The organism is Amycolatopsis sp. NPDC048633, assembly GCF_040650695.1.
Lineage (GTDB): Bacteria > Actinomycetota > Actinomycetes > Mycobacteriales > Pseudonocardiaceae > Amycolatopsis.
In genome coordinates this window covers 57,844-77,856 of sequence record NZ_JBEZHS010000014.1, presented here as the reverse complement: position 1 = coordinate 77,856, position 20,013 = coordinate 57,844, and the positions used below count along the sequence as shown (strand labels likewise).

Here is a 20,013-nt window from a genome sequence, read left to right as displayed (position 1 = left end):
CCAATCAAGCTAGCACGAGTTTGGAGCGGCGCTCCACTCATGCGATGATGACGACCATGGCGAAGAAACCTGCGACGCGCGCTCAGCGGCGCACGGACAGCCTGTCCCGGGAGCTGATCATCCAGACCGCGACCGACCTGCTGGACAGTGGCGGCGAAAGCGCGCTGACCCTGCGCGCGCTCACCATTCGCCTGAGCACCGGCTACGGCGCGATCTACCACCACGTCGCGGACAAGAGCGACCTGCTCGCGGCCGCCACCGACGACATCATCACCCGCGTCCTGGCCGGCGCGGTCACCGAGACGGACCCGCGCGACACCCTGCGCCGCCTCGCCCTGGGCCTGTTCGACGCGATCGACGCGCACCCGTGGGTCGGGGCCGAGCTGTCCCGGCAACCGTGGCGGCCCGCGCTGCTGGACTTCTACGAGAGCATCGCCCGGCTGCTGGACGCCCTCGCCGTCCCCGAGCGGGCGCGCTTCGACGCGGCCGGCACGCTTATGAACTACGTCCTCGGCGTCGCCGTGCAGAACGCCGCGAACGCCCGGTACCTCGCCGACGCCGAGACGGACCGAGCGTCCTTCCTGGACAACGCCGCCGCGCAGTGGGCGCAGGTGGACCCGGCCCGATACCCGTTCGTGCACGCGGCGGCGACGAAGCTGCGCGAGCACGACGATCGCGAGCAGTTCCTCGCCGGCGTCGACATCTTCCTGACCGGGATCGCCGCCCTGCGCTAGACCGGCCGTGGCGCCTGCTGGAGACCGAAGAACACGGCGGCGATCAGGCGCCGGGCCTGTGCGGCGCCTTCGTCGTTGTTCGCCACTCGCCACAGAAAGCTCATCAGCATGATGATGTCCGCCGGATCGTGGCCCGCGGCGATCGTGCCCTCGGCGCTGTGCAACGCGTCACCGAGGCCGTGCTTGATGCGGATGTAGGCCGCCAGGGTCTCGAACCACTCGACGAACGCGGCCTTCGCGGATGAATGACGCGCGAGCACTTCGTCGGCGGTCGTGGTCAGGCGTTCGATGTCGTGCTCGTAGGCCGCGAGGATCAGGTCTTCCCTGGTGGGGAAGTGGCGGTAGAGCGTTCCGGCGCCGACGCCGGCGCGTTTCGCGACCTCGCTCAGCGGCACGACTACATCGACCTCTACCAGGTGCACCGCAACGACCACGCGACCCCGCTGGAGGAGACCCTCGAAGCGCTCAGCGATCTGGTGAAGCCGGGCAAGGTGCGCTACCTGGGCGCGTCGTCGATGTTCGCCTGGGAGTTCGCCAAGGCGCTGCACCTGCGGAAGCAGCACGGCTGGGCCCGGTTCGTGTCCATGCAGGACACTACAACCTGCTCGCCCGCGAGGAAGAACGCGAGATGATCCCGCTGTGCCTCGACGAAGGCGTCGGCACGATCATCTGGAGCCCCCTGGCCCGCGGCCGGCCGGCCCGGGGCTGGGACGACGCGAAGTCGACCGCCCGCTCCGAAACCGACGGCGGCTGCGCGGACCTGCTCTACTCGCCCGCGGAATGAGGTCGACCACTTGACTGACTGACTGAGTCGGTCAATACTCCTCTCATGCGCGGACGAGTGCGGCCCCGGCCGTTGAGCGAGATCGCGACGGCGGCGGCGCGGGTGTTCACCGGCAAGGGCTACAAGGCGGCCGGGATCTCCGATGTGGCCGGGGTGCTCGGCTTGAGCCACGGTGCCCTCTACACCTATGTGGACAGCAAGGAAGCCTTGCTGTACCTGGCCTTCCTGCACCTGGCCGAACCCGAGACCCTGGCCGGGCTGACCATTCCGGTCGCGAATCCGGGCCAGGCGGGGATCGCCGGGATCGACCCGCGGCCGGCCGGATTCCCGGCACTGGCCGGCGCGCTGGGCCGGCGCACCAAGCCGGTGGCCGAGGAGCTCGGCGGGATCGTCGACGAGCTGTACGGGTACATCGAGGGCCACCAGGAGCTGCTCGCGCTGGTCGAGAGCTGCGCGCGGGACATCCCGGAGCTCGCCGAGCTGCACTTCGTGCGCGGCCGGCGCGTCCTGCTGGACCAGCTGGGCGACTACCTGCGGCGGCGCATCAAGTCCGGGCACCTGCGCCCGGTCCCGGACGTGCCGACGTCGGCCCGGTTCGTCGTCGAGACCATCGCCTGGTTCGCCTGGCACCGCCACGGCGACCCGGACTCGTCGATGCTCGGAGACGACGATTGCCGGCGCACCGTGCGCCACCTGTTGCTGGCCGCTTTCCTGCCGCCGCAACCATCTCCTGGGGGAAATGACGATGACTCGGACGCTTGAGGCCGCGCCCGGTGGCACCCGCGTGACGTGGCGGCCGGTGCTGCTGGTCGCCGGCGTGATCGCGGTGATCCACCTGGCCGTGGCCGCCCGCTACGGCTGGCACCGCGACGAGTTCTACTACGTGATCACCGGACGCCACCCGGCCTGGGGCTACGTCGACCAGCCGCCGCTGACACCGGCGCTGGCGCGACTGGCCGCCGCGCTGCCCGGCGGTGTGCTGCCGCTGCGCGTCCTGGCCATCGCCGCCGTGGCCGGTTGCGTCCTGCTGGCGGCGAAACTCGCCGCCGAACTCGGCGGGCGGCGGCGTGCCCAGCTGATCTCGGCCGCCGCCGTGGCGGCCTGCCCGGTGTTCGTGGGCGCTTCGGCGCTGTTCGGCACCACCGTCGTCGACCAGGTGTGCTGGCTCGCCGTGACGGTCGCGACCGCCCGGGCGCTGCGGCTGGGCACGACCCCGGCCTGGCTGCTCGCCGGCCTGCTCGCCGGGCTGGGCCTGGAGAACAAGCACACCATCGCCGCACTGCTCGTCGGCATCGCGCTCGGCCTGGTCATCACCAGGCGAGACGTCCTGCGCGCGCCCGGGCCCTGGCTGGCCGGCGTGCTGGCGGCGCTGATCGCCCTGCCGAACATCCTGTGGAACGCTTCTTATGGCTGGCCGTGGCCGGCCGTCAGGATGGCCGCCGTCCTGTCGGGACGGCAGGGCAGCGCCCTCACCCAGGTTCCCGAACTGCTGCTCCTGCTGACCGGCCCGCCCCTGCTCGTCCTCGGGGTGATCGGCGTGCGCCGGTTGTGCACCGAAGCCGGACGACCGCACCGATGGCTGCTGGTGGTCGGCATCACCGCGGTCGCGTTCATCGCCGTCACGTCCGGCAAGGCCTACTACGCGGCCCCGGCGTTGCCCGGCCTGTTCGCGGCCGGCGCGGTGCGGGTCGAAGCGGCGAACAGCCGGGACGGCCGGCGCGCGTGGCCGATCGCCATCGGCCTCACCGGCGCGTTCGCGATCGTGGTCGGGCTGCCCGTCCTGCCCCCGAAGGTCGCGAACAGCGTCGCGATCGGCTCGGGCAGCCCGGCGATGGAAACCTACGGCTGGACCGGCTATGTGCGGCAGATCGTCTCGGTCGCGGACCGGTATCCGGCGGACACGACGATCTTCACCAGCAACTACGGCGAGGCCGGGGCGCTGACCATCCTCGGCCCGGCCGAGGGCCTGCGCAATCCGGTGAGCAGCGCCCACAACGCCTACGGGTTCTGGGGTCCGCCCCCGGGCAGCGCCGCCACCGTGTTGTGCGTCGGCGAGTTCGACGCCGCCTACCTGCACCGGTTCTGGTCGCAGGTGACCGAGATCGCTCCGCTCACCCTGCCCGACGGCCTGTCGAACGAGGAAACTCGGCAGGGCGCGGCCATCTACCTGTGCGGGCAGCCACACGGCAGCTGGGCGCAGCTCTGGCCCGGGCTGGCGCACCTGAGCTGAGCGGGCCGGCTGGCCCGACACCAAGGAACGAGGACCGATGGATCTGCACCTCAAGGGGAAACGCGCGCTGGTCACCGGCGCGTCGAAAGGCATCGGCGCGGCGATCGCCGAGGGGCTGGCGGCCGAAGGCTGTCATCTGCACCTGGCCGCCCGCAACGGGGAAGCGCTGGCGGACCGCGCCCGGAGCCTGCGTGCGGACCACGGCGTGGAGGTGACCACGCACGCCGTCGATCTGCGGGACCCCGCCGCCATCGAGCGGCTCGCCGAGGCGGCCGGTGACGCCGGGATCCTCGTCAACAACGCCGGCGACATCCCCGCCGGCACGCTCGACGACATCGGGTCCGAGCGCTGGCGGCACGCGTGGGACCTGAAGGTCTTCGGCTACATCGACCTCGTCCGGCTCGTGTACCCGCGGCTGAAGGCCCGCGGCGACGGCGTGATCGTCAACGTCATCGGCACCGGCGGCGAGCGACCGACCGCCGGGTACATCGCCGGCGGCGCGGGAAACGCCGCCCTGATGGCCTTCACTCAGGCCCTCGGCGGCGAAGGCCCCCGCCACGGGGTGCGGGTGGTCGGGGTGAACCCGGGCCCGGTGGCCACCGAGCGGGTCGCCACGATGAGCGCCGCCAACGCCGACGTCGCCGCGAGCTTCGCTTCGCTGCCGGCCGGCCGGATCGCCGAAACCCGCGAGGTCGCGGACCTGGTGACGTTCCTCGCGTCCGATCGCGCCGCCTACATCAGCGGCACCATCGTCACGATCGACGGGGGGATGACCGCCGCGCGGTAGTCGTGCGGTGCCGGTACAGCAGCCACACGAAGTAGGGCGCGCCGATGATCGCGGTCATCAAGCCGGCCGGCAGCTGGCCGGGGGCGAGGACGGTGCGGCCCACGGCGTCGGCCGCGCAGACCAGGATCGCCCCCAGCAAGGCCGCCGCGGGCAGCAGGCGCGCGTGCCGGCTGCCCACGATCGCGCGGGCCGCGTGCGGGGCGACCAGCCCGACGAACGTGAGCACGCCGATGCCCGCGACCGCCGCGCCGGTCAGCAGGACGGCGCACGTCAGCAGCAGCAACCGCGAGCGGGCGACGGGTACGCCGAGGACCCGGGGCGTCTCGTCGTCGAGCGCCAGCAGGTCGAGCTCGTGCCGCATGCGGACCAGCACCGGTGCCACCAGCAGCAGTGCGAGCGCCATCGGCACGAGGTGGGTGAAGGTCCGGCCGTAGGTCGAGCCGCCGAGCCAGGTCAGCGCCTTGGTCTCGTTCCACGGGTCGGACAGCGTGATCAGCAGGGTCACCAGTGCCTGCGACGCCGCGTACACGCCGAATCCGATCAGCACCAGGCGTTCGCTGCTGAAGCCGCCGCGGGCCGCCACCGCGAACACCACGCCCATCGCCAGGGCGGCGCCCAGTCCCGCGAACCCGGTCAGGGTCCAGAACCCGACCCCGGACACGAGGGTGATGACGGCGACCGCGCCGAGGCCCGCCCCGCCGACGACCCCGATCATCCCCGGTTCGGCCAGCGGGTTGCGGGCGACCGCCTGGGTGAGCGCGCCGCCGAGCGCCAGCGCGGCGCCCGCCAGCAGCGCGGCGACCACGCGGGGCACGCGGGTGTCCAGCACGCCGGTGACGATCGGGCCCGCCTGGCCGGTCACCCAGTTGACGACGTCGCCCAGCAGCAGCTTCGCGTCCCCGAGCAGGACCGCCCCCACCGCGACGCCGACCGTCACGAGCACCAGCACGCCGAGGATCACCCGGTACCGGAGGGCGCTCACGCCGCCGCGGGCGCCGGCCGCGGGCGGTTCGGCGGTCGCGGAGGTGATCCGGGCGGTGCGGGCCAGGACGACGAGGAAGATCGCGCCGAGGATGGTCGTGACGACGCCGGTCGGTACCTCCAGGGCTTTCTGCGCGCTGATGATCGTGCGGAGCAGCACGTCGGCGCCCAGCAGGAGAGCCGCGCCCAGCGCCGCGGAGAACGGGATCAGCGCGGCGTGCCGGTGCAGGCCCGGGACCACGGACGCGAGCAGCCGGGCCAGTGCCGGTGCGGCGAGGCCGACGAACCCGATCGGGCCCGCCAGGGTCACCGCCGCCGCGGACAGCAGCACGGCCAGCGCGATCGCGGCGAAGCGGAGGCGTCCGACGTGGACGCCCAGCGTCCGGGCGTGGTCGTCGCCGACGTGGATCAGGTCGAGCCGCCGGGCCATCGCGAGCAGCGCGGCCAGCGCCACGCCGACGAGGGGACCGAGCGTGCGGATCCCGGCGAGCCCGTTCTGCTCCAGCGAGCCCTCGCCCCACGCGAACAGGCCGCGGGTTTCCTGGGCGTAGAGCAGCAGCAGGACCTGGGTCACGGAGATCATCGCCAGCGCGATCGCGGTGCCCGCCAGCACCAGCCGCACGATCCCGGTGCCGCCGGTGCCGGCCAGCGCGAGCACGAACACGGCCGCGCCCAGCCCGCCCGCGAACGCGACACCGGTCGCGCCGAGCAGGGGCAGCGAGACACCGAACGCCGCGACGGCGACCACGGCGAGGTGTGCGCCGGCGTTGACGGCGAGGGTGTCCGGCGACGCCAAGATGTTGCGGGACACCGACTGCAGCACGACACCGGCCACGCCGAGCGCGGCGCCGACGACGAGCGCCGCGAGCAGCCGGGGGAGCCGTGACTCGACGACCACCGCGGTCGTGTCGCCGGTGCCGCCGCCGAACACCAGCCGCAGCACGTCCAGCGCGTCCAGGTTCGCGGTGCCCTGGGTCAGGTGCACGGCCGAACCGAGCACGAGCAGGGCGGCGAGGCCGAACCCCAGCAGCGTCAGCCGTCCGCGTCGCCGGACGGTGACCGCGGGCGGCGGCTCGGTCAGGGTTTTCACTCCGGCGCTATCCCTTGAGCGCGGCGACGGCCGCGTCGACGAACTGCTCCATGGACTTCGGTCCGCCGAACATCCACAGGGAGTCCGGGAAGCGGTGCACCTTGCCGCTCTTGACGAACGGGAGGTTCTTCCAGATGGCGTTGCCGGCCAGCTCCTGCTGGTACGGGTCGCCGTCGGCGTTGTTGGCGATGTACCAGAACCGCACGTCGGGCAGCTGGGTCAGGCCCTCGACGTCGGCCTGCGCGAGCCCGTAGACCGCGTCGCCCTCCATCGGCCAGGCGGTCTCCAGGCCGAGCCGGCCGAACACCGCGGGCACCAGGGCGCCCTGGGTGTAGGGCCGGATGCTGACCGAGCCGGAGGTGACGTAGGCGTCGGAGAACGCGACCTTCTGACCGGCGGCGCCGAGCTTCTCCACCTCGGCCCGGCCCGCGGTGAGCTTCTGCTCGAACGCGGACTTCAGCTGCGCGGCCTTGGCTTCGGTGCCGGTGGCCTTCGCGATGGTGTCCAGGTTGGCGTACATCCCGGCGATCGGGTCCTTGGCGGTGCCGCCGTTGATGACGATCACCGGCACCTTCGCCTCGATCTGCTGGAGCGCGCCTTCGGTCACGCTGTCGGTGACGATCACGAGGTCCAGCCCGAGCGAACCGAGCGTGTCGAGGCTCGGCTCGCCGCGGGTGCCGATGTCCTTCGGGGTGCCGTCGAGCGGCGCGGAGCTCACCCACTGGCCGTAGCCCTTGATGTCGGACACCCCGGTCGGCATGACACCGAGCGACACCAGGTTCTCGACGCCGTTCCACTCGGTCGCGGCGACGCGCTTGGCCGGGCCGGGCAGCTTCACCTCCTTGCCGCGGGAGTCGACGACCGTGACCGGGCCGGTGCCGCTCGCGGTGGGGGCGCTGCTCGCGGCCTCCTCGGTGGTGCCGCAGGCGGCCACGAAGAACGTGGCGGCCGCGGACAGGCCGAGGATCATCCGGGTGATCCGCATGTTTCTCCTAGGTGTTCTTTGATGACGGCGCACCGGTCAGACCGACGCGGTGCGCGCTCCGGTGTCGTTGAAGCGGCCGATCGCGCGGGTGTGGATCCGCCCGTCGGCCGGGTCGAGCGCGACGTCCACGCGGATGCCGTAAGCACGGCTGAGGTGTGCGGAGGTCAGCACGTCGGCGGGGGCGCCTTCGACGGTGACCCGGCCGTCCTCCAGCAGCAGCACCCGGTCGGCGACCGCCGCGGCCTGGTCGAGGTCGTGCAGCACCACGCCGACCCCGACGCCGTGCCGGTCGGCGAGGTCGCGGATGACGTCGAGGATCTCGACCTGGTAGCGCAGGTCGAGGAAGGTCGTGGGCTCGTCGAGCAGCAGCAGCGCGGTGTCCTGGGCCAGGCAGCCGGCGAGCCACACCCGCTGCGCCTGCCCGCCGGAGAGGGCCTGCACGGGCCGGTCGGCGAGGGCGGAGAGGCCGGTCAGCTCCAGGGCGCGCTCGACGGCCGCGGGGCCTTCGGGGTCGCGCCCGCCCCAGCGGGAGCGGTGCGGGTGCCTGCCGTACTCGACGAGCTCCCGGACGCACACGCCGCCCGGGGCCGTTCTCTGCTGGGACAGCAACGTGATCCGCTTGGCGATGTCCTTTCCGGACAGTGCGCGCAGGTCCGCGCCGTCGGCGAAGGTGACCGAGCCGGCAAGCGGCGGGTGCAGCCGCGCCAGCGCCCGCAGCAGCGTCGACTTCCCGCTGCCGTTGGGCCCGATGAGCGCGGTGACGGTACCCGCGTTCAGGGAGACGGACGCGGCACGCACGACGATGTCGCTGCCGTAGGCGACGTCGATCTCACGCGCCTGGACACCGGTACCGGCGCGGTGGGGGAGAGCGGACACGCGAGAACAATAAGGTCAGGCTTACCTAACTACAAGGTGGCGGACGGCACATGCGGCCACGGTGCCCGTTCTGACGCGCACAGTGATCGTCTGCACGTGCGAGGCGCGGAGGTGACGGTCGGCGAGATCGGCTACGGGCGCCGCAGAACCGGGTGCCGAGCGGGGTCAGTCCCGGTGGCCCCGGGCGACGTCCAGCACCGCCCGCGGGTCATCCGGCGAGGTCTCGCCGCGCCAAGCGACGTACCCGTCGGGCCGGACCAGGACGTACCGCGCGGCGTAGAGATCGTGCAGGTCCGGACGGTTGAGCCGGAACCGTGTCAGGGGCACGCCGGCCGCCGCCGCGGCGGTTTCCCACTCGGGTGCGGGCGGGGCGGCGACCTCCAGGAGCGTGAAGCCGGGGCCGAGCTCGTCCTGGAGTGACCGGTCCCGGCTGAGCCACTGGTGCGGCAGCCGGTTCCCCGGGGCGCTGGACGGCCGGTACTCCGAACCGGTGGAGGCCGGCGCGGGACCGTCGTCGGCGACGATGATGGGCGAGCCGGGATAGGTCGTGCCGAGCACGAAACCGAGGGTGTACATCTCGGCCGTCTTGGCCTGGCGGATCAGCTCCGCCGTCTTGGCGCGCAGGGCCCGGCCGTCCGGCCCGTCGCCGTCCAGCCCGGGCACGGCGAGCTCGCCGGTGAGCACCCGCATGTTGCGTTCGGCTTCGGCGATGGCGCGCCGGGCGATCGGACGGCGTTCGGTCTCGTAGGAGCCGAGCAGGTCGGGGCCGGCCCAGCCGCGCAGGGCGGCCGCGAGCTTCCAGCCGAGGTCGGCGGCGTCCCCGATGCCGGTGTTGGCGCCGAAACCACCCCAGGGCGGGTTCTGGTGGGCGGCGTCCCCGGCCAGGAAGCAGCGGCCGTCCCGGTAGCGGTCGGCCACCAGCATCCGGGCCGTCCAGGGATCGATCGCGGTGACCGTGATGGGTGCGTCGGCGCCGATCATGCGGTGGACGGCTCGTTCGCACCACGCGGCGTCGGCGTCCTGCGGGGCGTTGATGATGATGGCCCACCACAGGTCGTCGGTGTCCAGCGTTCCCATCAGGCCGTTGACCCCGGGGTCGACGACCCAGTACTGGACGGCGCGGCCCAGGTCGTGGCGGGCGGAGAGCCCGGGCGCGTCGAAGATGACCTGCACGTTGCGGATCTCGTGGCTCCGCCCGGTCAGCGGGATGCCGCACGCCCGGCGGACGGCACTGCGCGCGCCGTCGGCGCCGACCAGGTACTTCCCGCGCACCAGGCGTTCACGCCCGGCGTCGTCCGTCGCGGTGGCGGTGACGCCGGCGTCGTCCTGCTCGAGGCCGGTCAGCGTCCAGCCCCAGCGCGCGCTGACCGTCTCCCGCCCGGCGACGGTGTCGCGCAAGGCCTCCTCGACGTGGTTCTGCGCGCACCACTGGGCGGGTTCGGCCAGCTCGGCTCGCTGGATGTCGCTGAGGGCGAAGACGCCGTCGAAGCGTTCCAGCCGGTGCCCGGTGAGCGAGGTGCAGAAGACGGCCGAGTCGGCCCAGCCGAACGGCAGCCGCGCGTGGTCCCGGACCGCGTCGGCGACGCCGAGGCGCCGGAAGATCTCCATCGACCGGGGGTTCATCTGCTTGCACCGCGGGGAAGCCAGGGCCGGTTCCGGCCGCGGTTCGAGCAGGACGCAGTCGATGCCCCGGGAGCCGAGCTCGTGGGCGAGCGTCAGGCCGACCGGGCCGCCGCCGGCGATGACGACCTCCGTGGTCTCCACGCCGGGGGAGTCGGTGCTGCTCGACATGACAAGGCTCCCAGCGGGTCGGTGATCGTCATCGCGCAGAGTACGGCGAGCACGCCGAAAGGACCACCATCACGGTGGTGCCGTGCGTCCGGTCAGGCAGTGCTGCACCAGGGGACCGAACGTGGCGACCAGCTCGTCGACGGACGCGGACGCGATCGGCTCGATGTGCGCGATGTACCGGGCCACCGCGAGGCCCAGGATCTGGACGTTGACCATGCCCGCCCGCAGCTCGGCGTCCGGGGTGCCGAGCAGCGCCGCGAGCCGGCCGGTGAGCTCCCGGTCGATGAACTCGCGCAGGAGCGCCTCGGACCGCGGGTCGGTGGGCGCCGACCTCGTGAGCGTCACCAGCGGCATGTGGTCGGACTTGTCGAGGTTCTCCACGAGCGTCCGGACGATGCGTTCGCCGATGGTGGCGAGGTCGCCGGCGAAGATCGACTCGATGGCCTGCGGGACGGCGCCGGACATGTCGGTCACCGCGCTGAACAGGCCTTGTTTGGTGCCGTAGAAGTAGAACACCATCGCCGGGTCGACTTCCGCCGCGGTGGCGATCGCGCGCACGGTCGTGCTCCCGTAACCGTGCTGGTGGAACAGCTCGCGGGCGACCTGCAGGATCCGCTGCTTGCTCTCCGCGCCGGACCGCCAGCGCCCGGGGCGACGGCTGTTGTCGTGCTCTGTCATGGCCGCCGAAGCCTAACACCCCTTTCTTCATCGATCGGTGGAGTTTTGCCGGAACTCGCCGTACGGTGTTCTTCATCGGGTGATGAAGAATGGGGTTGAGGGCATGCGGGTGGTGGTGGTCGGTGCCGGCCTGGGCGGGTTGACGCTCGCTCATGGACTGCGCCGGGAGGGAATCGACGTCGCGGTGTACGAACGAGACGCCGCGTCGGGGCGTCCGCAGGGCGTCAGCCTGCACGTCGACGAACGCGGCGCGTCGGCGTTGCGTGCGTGCCTGCCGCCGGCGCACGTCGCGATGGTGGAGGCCACCACGGGGGGACCGCGCGAGCAGACCCTGACACTGTCCGATGTGGACGGAGAGCTCGCCGTCACGGGCACGCTGCCGTCCGACGGCGTGGCAGGCCGGCCGCGGCCCGGCCGGCAGGTCCACCGGCCGCTGCTGAAAGCGGTGCTGCTGACGGAACTGGACGACGTGGTCCGGTTCGGCGCGGAGTGCACGCGGTTCGAGCAGCGCGCCGACGGCACCGTCCGGGTGTGGTTCGCCGACGGCCGCACGGACACCGCCGACGTCCTGGTCGGCGCGGACGGAGTCGGCTCGGCGGTGCGGCGCCGGTACCTGCCCGACGTGCGGGTGGTGGACACGGGACGCCGGATGATCATGGGCGCGACGCCGTTGCGTGCCGTGCTCGGCACCGGGCTGCCCGCCCTGATCGGCGACAGCCCCGCCGCCGTCCACGTGCGGGGCACGATGATGGCGCTGGGCGTGCTGCGGTTCACCGAATCGCCCGCGGTCGCGCGGCAGCGATGGCTGCCTGCCCTGCGCCACAGCGCGGTCGCCGAGATCGAGGACTACGTGATGTGGGCCTTGCCCGTCACACGGGAGCAGCTCGGTTCGGCCGAGGTGTGGCGCCGGGCGAAGGAGCTGACCGCGGACCTGCCTCCGGCCCTGCGGTCGGTCGTCGCCGAGGCGTGGCCGGACGTCACGGTCGCGCTGCGCATCGGGACGATCCCGCCGATGCCGGCCTGGCCCGCGAGCCCGGTGACGCTCCTCGGCGACGCCATCCACCTGGCCCCGGGTTTCGGGGGCAACCTCGCGATGCAGGACGCGCACCAACTCGGCGAGGCACTGGCCGGGGCGTACCGGGGCCGGCTCGGCCTGCTCGACGCGATCGGCGCCTACGAGGACACCATGCGCCGCAGCGGTTTCCCGGCGGTCGGCGCGAAGGCGGGCGCATGAGCCTCGGCATGCTGACGCAGCGGTCGTTGTCGTTGTTCGGCGCGGTGGGCGGGTGGCGCACGGTCGCCGAAGGCGTCGCCTCCCGGGTGGTGTTCCTCGTCGCGTACCTGGTGACCGGACAGGTGCTGACGTCCGCGCTGGTCGCGGTCGGCGGCGTGGCCGTGCTGGCCGTGGTGCGGCTGTGCACCGGCGGCAAGGTCTGGCAGCCGGCGATCGGGCTGGCCGTGGTCGGGGTGTCCGCGTTGCTGGCCGGGACCACCGGGCACGCGGCCGACTTCTACCTGCCCGTCGTTCTGGTGCAGGCCGGCTGCAGTGGGGTGTTCCTGGTGTCCCTGCTGGTGCGGTGGCCGGTCATCGGGTTCGTGATGGGCACGGTGCGCGGCGAAGGCAGCGCCTGGCGACGCGATCGCCGGCAGCGGCGGCGCTATTACGTGTGCACGGCGGTGTTCCTGGCGAAGTTCGTCCTCGCCACGGCCGTGCTGGTGCCGCTGTACTCCGCCGGAGCGGTGCTCCCGCTCGGCATCGCCGCCACGGTGCTGGGCGGCGCACCCGCGGCCGGCGCCTGCCTCTACCTGTGCTGGCGGATCCTGCGGACCCCGCCTGCCGATCCCGGTGATGAGTTGTCGCGCCCGCGGCCGTCTCACCTTTGACGGGACACCACCAGGCGGAAGGATGACGTGATGAGTGTGGAGGAGCTGGGTGTGGACGAGGTCGGCGAGCCGGCGTTTTCGGGGCTGGCGGAGCGGCACCGGCGGGAGCTGCACGTGCACTGCTACCGGATGCTCGGGTCGTTCGAGGACGCCGAGGACACCGTGCAGGAGACGTTCCTGCGGGCCTGGCGGCGGCGGGAGACGTTCGAGGGGCGCCCGACGTTCCGGGCCTGGCTGTACCGGATCGCCACCAACGCCTGTCTGGACCTGCTGGCCAAGTGCCGCCCGGAGCCCGCGACCGGCGGCGAGGTGCGGTGGCTGCAGCCCTGCCCGGACCGGCTGCTCGACGAGCTGCCCGCGGGCGAGGCGGACGCCCCGGAGACCGTCGCCGTCGCGCGGGAGACGATCGAGCTGGCCTACCTGGTCGCGGTCCAGCACCTCGCGCCGCGCCCGCGGGCCGTGCTGATCCTGCGGGACGTGCTCGGCTGGCCGGCGAAGGAGGTCGGGGAGCTGCTCGGGGACTCCGTCAACTCCGTGAACAGCGCGCTGCAGCGGGCCCGCGCCGGCATGCGGGAGCACCTGCCCGCCGAGCGGCAGGACTGGACCGGCGGCGAGGAGGACGCCGGGACGCGTGAGCTGGTCCGCCGCTACACCGACGCCAGCGTGGCCACGGACGTCGACGGGCTCGCCGCTCTGCTGCGGGACGACGTCCGTTGCTCGATGCCGCCGACGCCGGGCCTGCACCTCGGCCGCGACGCGGTGGTCGGCAACTGGGTCGAAGACGGCTTCGAGAGCATGACGGGCCTGCGCGCCGTCCGCACCTCGGTGAACCGCCAGCCCGCCGTCGCTTTCTACGAGTGGCGGGAGCAGGTGGGCGCGTACCTGCCGCTGACGATCGACGTCCTGCGCGTCACCGGCGGGGTGATCACCGAGATCGTCACGTTCCACGACGACCGGTTCCCGCGGCTCGGGCTGCCGGAGCGCCTGCCGGCGTAGTCCGGCGGGGACCCCGGCATCCGGATACTGGGGTGATGGTGACCGATGTGACGTTCTCGAGCGCCGACGTGATGCTGGCGGGGTCGCTCGCCGTGCCCGATCGCCGGGCGCCGGTTCCGGGGGTGGTCATGGTCGGCGGTTCCGGACCGTCGGACCGGAACAACGACGCCTTCTTCCCGCCGATCCGCCGGCGGCTCGGGGAAGCCGGGCTCGCGGTGCTGTCGTACGACAAGCGCGGGGTCGGCGAGTCCTCGGGTGACTGGCTCGAAGCAACCATCGACGACTTCGCGCTCGACGCCGTCGCCGCGCTGGACTTCCTCCGTGCCCAGCCGGGTGTGCAGGCCGGAACCACCGGCCTGTTCGGGCACAGCGAAGGTGGTTGGGTCGTCCTGCGCGCCGCGGCCCGGGAGGAGGTGCCCTGGGTGGTCACCAACGGCTGCCCCGGCATGACACCCGCGGCTCAGGACCGGTACGCGCTGGCCACCGCCCTGCAGACGATCGACGGCCTCACATCCGGCGACGCCGATGTGACACTGGCCGCGTACGACCGTCTCGTCGAAGCCGGCCGGCGCGGCGCCGGCTTCGCCGAAGCGACCCGGATCGTCCGCTCGTCCCCGATCCCCGCTGCCGTCAAGGATCTGTTCGGTGAGTACTGGTCCGAGGTGGACGAGCGCCGTTGGGAGTTCACCAAGCGCAAGCAGGACCACGACCCGATCCCGGACGCGCTGCGCCTGCGCTGTCCCCACCTGGCGACCTTCGGTGGCGCCGACCAGCTGGTTCCGGTGGCCGCCAGCATCAGCCTGTTCGCCGCGGCCGCCTGCCATCCCGGCCGCCATCCGCGGGCCACCCTGACCGTCGAGGTGTTCCCCCACGCCGACCACCGCGTCCAGGTGGGCGGCGGCACCGACCTGGCGTCCGGCTACCTCGAAACCCTGACCCGGTGGATCACCGGGCTCGTCAGGCCGTGACTGCGACGACGACCTTGCCGTGCACGGCGCCTTCGGCGGCCCGTGCGTGCAGCGCCGGCAGCTCGGGCAGCGGCACCCGCTCGGCGACGTCGACGCGCAGCTCGCCGCGGTCGACCAAGGCCACCAGGTGCGCCAGCTGTCCGGCGTCGCTGCGGACGAACAGGTCGATGCCGCGCACGCCGCGTTCTTCGTCGGCGGGCGCGGGCATCCACACCGTCGTGTTCACCACGACCCCGCCCGGACGGACCAGCGTGACGAGCGCGGCCAGTTCGGCCGGGTCGACCGGCGCGAGGTTGAGCACGACGTCGACCTGCTCGGTCACCGCCGCGGTCACCCCGGCGGTGGTGTGGTCGATGATCTCGTCGGCGCCGGCCGACTTGACCGCGTCGCCGCTGCGCGGGCTCGCCGTGGCGATGACGTGGGCCCCGGCCCCTTTGGCCAGCTGCACGGCGTAACCCCCGACCGCGCCACCGGCGCCGTTGATCAGCACGCGCTGCCCGCTCTGCAGCTTGCTGTGGTCGAACAGCGCCTGCCACGCGGTCAGCCCCACCACCGGCAGGGCGGCGGCGTCGGCCAGCGGGACGCCCTGGGGCGCCGGCGTGAGGACCTCGGCCGGCGCGAGGACGTACTCCGCGGCGGCGCCGTCGCCGTCCATCGGCAGGAAGCCGATGACCTCATCGCCGGCCTGGAGGCCGGTCACGCCCTCGCCGAGCGCGTCGACCGTGCCGGCGACGTCGAGGCCGGGGGTGTGGGGGAGGACCACCGGGATGGGGCCGCGCATGAAGCCGCCGCGGATGTTGCCGTCGACGGAGTTGAACGATGTCGCAGCAACCCGGATCCGGACCTGCCCGGCTCCGGGAACCGGCTGGTCCACGTCCTCGTAGCGCAGGACGTCGGGGGTGCCGTACTCGTGGAAACGCACTGCCTTCATCGGAGTTCTCACCTTTGCTGATTCCAGTGTGCTTCGAATTCGAAGCAATCGCGGACCACGGTACATCTGCTTCGAATCTGAAGCAAGTTTCCCTTGATCCATCTGGACCTCAGGATCGTGGCCGCGGGCTCGGTCAGCCTGGGCCGGTTTGTCCCACCTTCACGACGGCCGGCCCGTCCGCGGTGCGGACGACCTCCCCGAGCCGGGCCGCGTCGGCCGAGCCCGGGGCCGCGGTGAGGACCACCGCCATCAGGTCGTCACCGGGGACCTCGAGCAGGGCGCCGTCGAGTGTGATGCCGCCACCGTCCGGGTGCCGGAACACGGCTCGGTTCTCGTAGGCGGAGACCGTTTTCGGGCTGCGCCACAGGGTGTCGAACGGACGGCTGGCGCTCCGCAGTTCGTCGACGAGTTCGGCGAGCGAGGCGTCCGCCGGGTGGCGCAGGTGCGTGTCGCGCAGCCGCGCGGCGAGGACGGCCTGGAAACCGGCCTGGTGCTCGTCGGTGCGATCGATCTCCTCGCGCGCTTTGCAGAACGTGCGCCACGCGACGTTCCAGTCCCGGGCGGGCCCGGCCGCCGCCCCGCCGCCCAGTGCCATCCACGCGCTGTTGACGGCGATGACGTTCCACGCCGCGTCGGTCAGGAAGGCGGGGGTGGCGTCGAACCGCTCCAGGAGCCGCATCGCCGCCGCCCCGGCTTCGCGCGGCACCGGCCCGTCGGCCGCGGCGTACCCGGCGAGGGCGCAGAGCCGCGCGTAGTCCGCCCGGCCGACCCGCAGTGCGCGGGCGATGGCGGTGACCACGCCGGCCGACGGGTGCCGCCGTCCCTGTTCCAGCCGCCGGATGTAGTCCGCGGACACCCCGGCCAGCTCGGCGAGCTCCTCCCGGCGCAGGCCGCGGACGCGCCGCGGTCCGCCGACCGGCAGCCCGGCGGCCGCGGGATCGGTGTGTTCGCGCAACCAGCGGACCGCGGTGCCCAGCTCGGCCAAGGACATGCCGCAAGTGTGCACCAGCGGGGTGTCCACTCTCGCCGAACCCCTTCGAATTCAAAGCAGTAAGCTCCGGTCATGTCTGACGCACCACCGTCGCTCGACCCCGTGCAGCTCGGCGCGTACTTCGACCTCATCGAGGTGACCAGCCTGCTCCGGCACGCGGTCGAGCAGCAGCTGCGCGAGGCCGGTGATCTCAGCTACGTGCAGTTCCAGCTGCTGGCCCGGCTCGGTGACTCGCCGGCGGGCAGCCACCGCATGACCGACCTGGCCGACGGCGTCGTCTACAGCCGCAGCGGCCTGACGTACCAGGCGGGCCTGCTCGAGAAGGCGGGCCTGGTCGTGCGCGCCCCTTCTCCGGACGACGAGCGGAGCACCACGGTCACCATCACCGATGCCGGACGCGCGCGGCTCGCCGACGTGCTGCCCGGGCACATCGAGGTGGTCGGCGGCCTGCTGTTCGAGCCGCTGTCGCGTTCGGACGTCGAAACGTTGGCCGGTCTGCTGGCGCCGGTGCGAGACCACATGCGCTCGACGCCACCGCGCTCGGCAGCGCCCCGGCGTCGTACGAGGGGGGATCAGTGACACGTCTTCACGTCGGCTGCGCGATGTGGACCCACAAGGCGTGGCCCGGGCGGTTCCTGCCGCAGCCGCTGCCGGCCAGCGAGCGCCTGCGGGCCTACGCGGGCTGGTGCACCGCGGTCGAAGGCAACACGACGTTCTACGCGACCCCCGCGCGCACGACCGTCGAAACTTGGGCGCAGCAAACCGATCCCGGCTTCCGGTTCGTGGTGAAGCTGCCCAAGGTCGTCACGCACGAGCGCCGGTTCGCCGGGGTCGAGGCCGAGATGCGAGCGTTCCTGGACGCGATCGAACCCCTCGGCGAACGGGCGGTCCTGTGGACCCAGCTGCCGGGCTCGTTCGGCCCTCCGGACGTCGAGGCCCTCGGCCGCTTCCTGCGCCGGCTCCCCGCCGACCGTCGGCGCGCGGTGGAGGTGCGCCACCCCGAGTTCTTCACCGACCCTGGCTCGACGTCGCTGCTGGAGGGCGCGCTCGCCGAGGCGAACGCCGAGTGGGTGCCGTTCGACACGACGGTGTTCTTCCAGAGCCCGCCGACGAGCGAGGCAGAGCAGGACGCGTGGGCGAAGAAACCGCGGCTCCCGCGCCGAACGCGGGCCCTGACCGACCGGCCGATCATCCGCTACCTGGGCCGCGACTCGATCGAGGAGACGGTCAAGGGATGGCGGCCGTGGACCGAGGTGGTCGCCGGCTGGCTGAGGGAGGGTCGTTTACCGACGGTTTTCGTGCACACGCCCGACAACAACGAGGCACCGGCGCTGGCCCGCCGCTTCCACAACGAGGTGCGAGCACTGGTGCCCGGCCTCGACGCACTACCCGAGCCGGAGCCGATCGAGCCTGCGACGCTGTTCTGAGTCGAGTCGTTTGCGCTCTCGAGGGAGACGAACGCTGAGCGTCCCCGTCGGCTCGCGTGACGTATCTGCGCTACGCCCGGGACACCATTGCGTATCCCCCCGGTGCCGGTGAAGATCTGGCCCGGCAGCGCGACGCGGCGGCATGGGTGATCGATGGTCCCCGGCCGCGCGGGTGCGAGACTGGGCGGCAACTTGACGACGCGAAGGAGCTCGCGGTGGCCTCTGATGCCCTCGAAGGACCGGTCCCGGCGTCGAGCGGGCGGGGGCAGCCGGTCCTTCAGTTGCTGGACAAGGCCATCGGCTTGCAGACACCGATGGTGCGTAAGAACATCGCCCGCGCCCGTCAGCGCAACCCGGAGGCGACACCGGCGGAGGTCGTGCGCACCCTGGAACGGATGTACGTCAGCGCACTGGCGGGCAGCGGGGCAGCGGTCGGGGCCACCGCGGCCGCGCCCGCCGTCGGCACCGGGGTCGCACTGGCATTGTCGGCGGGCGAGGCCTTTTCGTCACTCGAACTGAGCACCCTGTTCGTGCTCTCGGTCGCCGAGGTGCACGGCGTTCCGCTGGACGAGATCGAACGCCGGCGGACGCTGGTCATGGGAATCTTGCTCGGCCAGTCGGGTTCCTCGACCATCATCGGCAAGGCCGCCGAGCGCACCGGTCAGCACTGGGCGCGCCAGCTCGTCGGCAAGGTACCCACGGCGGCGCTGAAACAGATCAACAGCGTCCTGGGCAAGAACTTCATCACCAAGTACGGCACCAAGCAGGGCGTCATCGTCCTCGGCCGGGTGGCGCCGTTCGGCATCGGCGCGGTGATCGGCGGTGGCGCCAACGCCACCGTCGCCGCTCTGGCAGTCCGAGCGGCCCGACGTGCGTTCGGCCCCGCGCCACAGTCCTGGCCCGAGCCTGACTACAGCTGAGCCGCAGGGATCTCGTAGATGATCCCCAGCCCGTCCTCGTCGTCCCACTCTTCGTCGACCTTGACGAAGCCGTACTGCGATGCCAACCGGTAGGAGGCCGTATTGTCGGGGCTGATCGTGACCCGGATGGTGCGTACCTGCGGCTCGAGGGCGGCACGCGTCAGCAACGATTCCAGCGCCGCCCGCGCGTAACCGCGTCGCCGATGTGCCGGGTCGACGGCGTAGCCGATCTCCACCGTGCCCGATGTGTCGGGAGGCCCGTGGTAGCCGGCCGTTCCGACGGCCAAGAGTTGTTGCTGATCCCAGATGATGCCGGTAACCCAGGCGGCGCTGCCGGGGTCCGCGGCGACCTGCCTGCTGCGCCTCTCCCACAGCCGGCGCCGGTCCGGTCCGGCCAGGTAGGGCGTCAGGCGTACCGGACTGGTCGCATTCGCTCCGGGCAGGTCGCCGCGGGCGAGCGCGTCGAACGCCGGTCCGGTCAGGTGCACGATACGAACATCCGGTTTCGGCCTGTTCGATGTCGCTGAGTGGTGATGGTTCCGCACGGCGGCAACCTGCCACAGATCCGAGCACGATGCACCCGAGATATCACTCATCGGCATGGCATGAGAGTGCATCGCCTCGCGAGCGATATCAGGTGCGAGGAGACCCGGATGGCTGCGAGACTCGCGCCGACATGGTAGTGGAGCGGCGGCCGCTCTCCGTCGCCGTGTTCTGCAGGCAGGGCTGCAGTCACTGGTGGCATCGGTTGGGCGGCCCGCGCGTAAGCTGATCTTCTTCCGAGTGCATACCGGACCGGGCCCGGCAGGGGGTGACTGCCCTCAGCCGGCGCACGTCCAGGTGGCCGGCACCAACGTCTGGCCGTCCGCCGACTTGCGCTGCCCCGCGAGTTCGCCGGTCTCCGTCACCACCCGACCCATCGTTCGGCGGTGATGTTGCCGACGAACGTGGCCTCGCGCC

At 72.4% G+C, this 20,013-nt stretch carries 20 protein-coding genes and 1 pseudogene; 12 read left to right on the top strand and 9 right to left on the bottom strand.

From position 1 onward, the window contains the following. The first annotated feature begins 56 nt into the window (after window positions 1-56). Window positions 57-734 (top strand): TetR/AcrR family transcriptional regulator C-terminal domain-containing protein, encoded by a 678-nt coding sequence (locus tag AB0C38_RS24715; RefSeq protein WP_360677331.1) that lies wholly within the window; start codon window positions 57-59, stop codon window positions 732-734. Here the strand turns inward: AB0C38_RS24715 and AB0C38_RS24710 are convergent. Beyond that, window positions 731-1,156: a helix-turn-helix domain-containing protein gene (locus tag AB0C38_RS24710; RefSeq protein WP_360677329.1), complete on the bottom strand. Its 426-nt coding sequence runs from the start codon at window positions 1,154-1,156 to the stop codon at window positions 731-733. The genes AB0C38_RS24715 and AB0C38_RS24710 overlap by 4 nt on opposite strands. Here AB0C38_RS24710 and AB0C38_RS24705 point away from each other — a divergent pair. The 4 genes and pseudogenes from AB0C38_RS24705 to AB0C38_RS24690 form a co-directional block, all read left to right on the top strand. Next, window positions 1,130-1,509, top strand: a pseudogene (locus AB0C38_RS24705) (aldo/keto reductase); the annotation flags it as partial. The gene AB0C38_RS24710 and the pseudogene AB0C38_RS24705 overlap by 27 nt on opposite strands. Window positions 1,510-1,563: 54 nt before the next feature. Beyond that, complete coding sequence (locus AB0C38_RS24700) at window positions 1,564-2,280, top strand: TetR/AcrR family transcriptional regulator (RefSeq protein WP_360677327.1); 717 nt, start codon at window positions 1,564-1,566, stop codon at window positions 2,278-2,280. Beyond that, a complete protein-coding gene (locus AB0C38_RS24695; protein WP_360677325.1) occupies window positions 2,264-3,748 on the top strand; it encodes a glycosyltransferase family 39 protein in 1,485 nt (494 codons plus the stop codon). Before AB0C38_RS24700 ends, AB0C38_RS24695 begins: the two co-directional genes overlap by 17 nt. Before the next feature lie 37 nt (window positions 3,749-3,785). After that, the gene (locus tag AB0C38_RS24690; protein WP_360677323.1) at window positions 3,786-4,535 is read left to right on the top strand and encodes a short-chain dehydrogenase/reductase; all 750 of its coding nucleotides are present in this window, start codon (window positions 3,786-3,788) and stop codon (window positions 4,533-4,535) included. Here AB0C38_RS24690 and AB0C38_RS24685 read toward each other — a convergent pair. From AB0C38_RS24685 to AB0C38_RS24665, 5 genes are all read right to left on the bottom strand, one after another. Next, window positions 4,501-6,606 (bottom strand): iron ABC transporter permease, encoded by a 2,106-nt coding sequence (locus AB0C38_RS24685; protein WP_360677321.1) that lies wholly within the window; start codon window positions 6,604-6,606, stop codon window positions 4,501-4,503. The two genes, AB0C38_RS24690 and AB0C38_RS24685, sit on opposite strands and share 35 nt — an antisense overlap. A 7-nt stretch (window positions 6,607-6,613) precedes the next feature. Continuing rightward, window positions 6,614-7,591: an iron-siderophore ABC transporter substrate-binding protein gene (locus AB0C38_RS24680; protein ID WP_360677319.1), complete on the bottom strand. Its 978-nt coding sequence runs from the start codon at window positions 7,589-7,591 to the stop codon at window positions 6,614-6,616. A 36-nt stretch (window positions 7,592-7,627) separates the two neighbouring features. Beyond that, entirely contained in the window at window positions 7,628-8,419 is a 792-nt protein-coding gene (locus tag AB0C38_RS24675) for an ABC transporter ATP-binding protein (protein WP_360677593.1), read from the bottom strand. Between the two features lie 213 nt (window positions 8,420-8,632). After that, window positions 8,633-10,258 (bottom strand): FAD-dependent monooxygenase, encoded by a 1,626-nt coding sequence (locus AB0C38_RS24670; RefSeq protein ID WP_360677317.1) that lies wholly within the window; start codon window positions 10,256-10,258, stop codon window positions 8,633-8,635. Window positions 10,259-10,327: 69 nt separating this feature from the next. Further along, on the bottom strand, window positions 10,328-10,936 hold the full coding sequence (locus tag AB0C38_RS24665) for a TetR family transcriptional regulator (RefSeq protein ID WP_360677315.1): 609 nt from the start codon (window positions 10,934-10,936) through the stop codon (window positions 10,328-10,330). A gap of 82 nt (window positions 10,937-11,018) precedes the next feature. Between AB0C38_RS24665 and AB0C38_RS24660 the strand changes: the two genes are divergently transcribed. From AB0C38_RS24660 to AB0C38_RS24645, 4 genes are read left to right on the top strand one after another with little or no spacing between them, the layout of a single operon-like run. Then, complete coding sequence (locus AB0C38_RS24660) at window positions 11,019-12,170, top strand: FAD-dependent monooxygenase (protein WP_360677313.1); 1,152 nt, start codon at window positions 11,019-11,021, stop codon at window positions 12,168-12,170. Beyond that, window positions 12,167-12,820 carry a DUF3159 domain-containing protein gene (locus AB0C38_RS24655; RefSeq protein ID WP_360677311.1) on the top strand — a complete coding sequence of 218 codons (654 nt, stop codon included), beginning with the start codon at window positions 12,167-12,169 and terminating at the stop codon, window positions 12,818-12,820. The genes AB0C38_RS24660 and AB0C38_RS24655 overlap by 4 nt, the downstream gene beginning before the upstream one ends. Before the next feature lie 30 nt (window positions 12,821-12,850). Beyond that, window positions 12,851-13,816, top strand: coding sequence for an RNA polymerase subunit sigma-70 (locus AB0C38_RS24650; protein WP_360677310.1), 966 nt, complete (start codon window positions 12,851-12,853; stop codon window positions 13,814-13,816). A 35-nt stretch (window positions 13,817-13,851) separates the two neighbouring features. Beyond that, the gene (locus AB0C38_RS24645) at window positions 13,852-14,784 is read left to right on the top strand and encodes an alpha/beta hydrolase (RefSeq protein WP_360677308.1); all 933 of its coding nucleotides are present in this window, start codon (window positions 13,852-13,854) and stop codon (window positions 14,782-14,784) included. Here the strand turns inward: AB0C38_RS24645 and AB0C38_RS24640 are convergent. Then, the gene (locus AB0C38_RS24640) at window positions 14,774-15,715 is read right to left on the bottom strand and encodes an NADP-dependent oxidoreductase (protein ID WP_360677306.1); all 942 of its coding nucleotides are present in this window, start codon (window positions 15,713-15,715) and stop codon (window positions 14,774-14,776) included. The two genes, AB0C38_RS24645 and AB0C38_RS24640, sit on opposite strands and share 11 nt — an antisense overlap. A 133-nt stretch (window positions 15,716-15,848) precedes the next feature. Next, window positions 15,849-16,706 (bottom strand): helix-turn-helix transcriptional regulator, encoded by an 858-nt coding sequence (locus AB0C38_RS24635; protein ID WP_360677304.1) that lies wholly within the window; start codon window positions 16,704-16,706, stop codon window positions 15,849-15,851. A 72-nt stretch (window positions 16,707-16,778) separates the two neighbouring features. On the opposite strand from AB0C38_RS24635, the gene AB0C38_RS24630 reads away from it, so the two are divergent. From AB0C38_RS24630 to AB0C38_RS24620, 3 genes are read left to right on the top strand one after another with little or no spacing between them, the layout of a single operon-like run. Beyond that, the gene (locus AB0C38_RS24630; RefSeq protein WP_360677302.1) at window positions 16,779-17,285 is read left to right on the top strand and encodes a MarR family transcriptional regulator; all 507 of its coding nucleotides are present in this window, start codon (window positions 16,779-16,781) and stop codon (window positions 17,283-17,285) included. Between the two features lie 23 nt (window positions 17,286-17,308). Continuing rightward, on the top strand, window positions 17,309-18,133 hold the full coding sequence (locus tag AB0C38_RS24625) for a DUF72 domain-containing protein (protein WP_360677591.1): 825 nt from the start codon (window positions 17,309-17,311) through the stop codon (window positions 18,131-18,133). A gap of 56 nt (window positions 18,134-18,189) precedes the next feature. Continuing rightward, window positions 18,190-19,053, top strand: a complete 864-nt coding sequence (locus AB0C38_RS24620; RefSeq protein WP_360677300.1) for a hypothetical protein — start codon at window positions 18,190-18,192, stop codon at window positions 19,051-19,053. Here the strand turns inward: AB0C38_RS24620 and AB0C38_RS24615 are convergent. After that, window positions 19,044-19,541 carry a GNAT family N-acetyltransferase gene (locus AB0C38_RS24615; RefSeq protein WP_360677298.1) on the bottom strand — a complete coding sequence of 166 codons (498 nt, stop codon included), beginning with the start codon at window positions 19,539-19,541 and terminating at the stop codon, window positions 19,044-19,046. The genes AB0C38_RS24620 and AB0C38_RS24615 overlap by 10 nt on opposite strands. Between the last annotated feature and the right edge of the window lie 472 nt (window positions 19,542-20,013).

Coding starts and splice junctions, on each gene's coding strand:
- AB0C38_RS24630 (WP_360677302.1), top strand. CDS start 16,779: ATGTCTGACGCACCACCGTCGCTCGACCCCGTGCAGCTCGGCGCGTAC.
- AB0C38_RS24680 (WP_360677319.1), bottom strand. CDS start 7,591: ATGCGGATCACCCGGATGATCCTCGGCCTGTCCGCGGCCGCCACGTTC.
- AB0C38_RS24670 (WP_360677317.1), bottom strand. CDS start 10,258: ATGTCGAGCAGCACCGACTCCCCCGGCGTGGAGACCACGGAGGTCGTC.
- AB0C38_RS24650 (WP_360677310.1), top strand. CDS start 12,851: ATGAGTGTGGAGGAGCTGGGTGTGGACGAGGTCGGCGAGCCGGCGTTT.
- AB0C38_RS24635 (WP_360677304.1), bottom strand. CDS start 16,706: ATGTCCTTGGCCGAGCTGGGCACCGCGGTCCGCTGGTTGCGCGAACAC.
- AB0C38_RS24690 (WP_360677323.1), top strand. CDS start 3,786: ATGGATCTGCACCTCAAGGGGAAACGCGCGCTGGTCACCGGCGCGTCG.
- AB0C38_RS24640 (WP_360677306.1), bottom strand. CDS start 15,715: ATGAAGGCAGTGCGTTTCCACGAGTACGGCACCCCCGACGTCCTGCGC.
- AB0C38_RS24695 (WP_360677325.1), top strand. CDS start 2,264: ATGACTCGGACGCTTGAGGCCGCGCCCGGTGGCACCCGCGTGACGTGG.
- AB0C38_RS24715 (WP_360677331.1), top strand. CDS start 57: ATGGCGAAGAAACCTGCGACGCGCGCTCAGCGGCGCACGGACAGCCTG.
- AB0C38_RS24625 (WP_360677591.1), top strand. CDS start 17,309: ATGTGGACCCACAAGGCGTGGCCCGGGCGGTTCCTGCCGCAGCCGCTG.
- AB0C38_RS24665 (WP_360677315.1), bottom strand. CDS start 10,936: ATGACAGAGCACGACAACAGCCGTCGCCCCGGGCGCTGGCGGTCCGGC.
- AB0C38_RS24645 (WP_360677308.1), top strand. CDS start 13,852: ATGGTGACCGATGTGACGTTCTCGAGCGCCGACGTGATGCTGGCGGGG.
- AB0C38_RS24655 (WP_360677311.1), top strand. CDS start 12,167: ATGAGCCTCGGCATGCTGACGCAGCGGTCGTTGTCGTTGTTCGGCGCG.
- AB0C38_RS24660 (WP_360677313.1), top strand. CDS start 11,019: ATGAAGAATGGGGTTGAGGGCATGCGGGTGGTGGTGGTCGGTGCCGGC.
- AB0C38_RS24700 (WP_360677327.1), top strand. CDS start 1,564: ATGCGCGGACGAGTGCGGCCCCGGCCGTTGAGCGAGATCGCGACGGCG.